Origin of the sequence: Bacillus sp. AFS001701, assembly GCF_002559405.1 — a bacterium.
Taxonomy (GTDB): domain Bacteria; phylum Bacillota; class Bacilli; order Bacillales; family Bacillaceae_G; genus Gottfriedia.
Genome location: NZ_NTZO01000673.1, coordinates 1 through 420 on the forward strand (window position 1 = coordinate 1; position 420 = coordinate 420).

Below are 420 nucleotides of genomic sequence, written 5' to 3' on the forward strand. Positions count from 1 at the left end.
AAAACTTTTAATTTACTTTTAATATTTTGTGGAATGTATTTATTGATTTAGTATGTGGTTATACAGAAACTAAATCACATGCAGAGTTTTATCAAGATGTTATAGCAGAATATGATGGTTTCCAATTCGAATCTGCTGAAAATAACGGATATACCTATGTATCTGTAACTGGTGGAAATACTGTAGTTTATAGAAATTTACAACAAACTTTATCTACTATAGAAGATCAAAGAAAAGAATTAGCAGATAAATTACAAACTGAAGTGGGCATACCTAAAGTAAGATTCTACATCAAAATGATTAATGGCGATACAAATGAAAAATCAACTCACGCTATTTTATTTGAAAACGGTCAAGTGCAATTTGATAAATAACTAGATATTTTTAGGAGAATTTACTCATGTTCCCACTAAAAAACTA

General features: G+C 27.9%; 1 protein-coding gene. It reads left to right on the forward strand.

Going from position 1 to position 420, the window contains the following annotated elements:
* The first annotated feature begins 26 nt into the window (after nucleotides 1-26).
* Nucleotides 27-374, forward strand: coding sequence for a hypothetical protein (locus CN514_RS24545; protein WP_098234804.1), 348 nt, complete (start codon nucleotides 27-29; stop codon nucleotides 372-374).
* The last annotated feature ends 46 nt before the right edge of the window (nucleotides 375-420 follow it).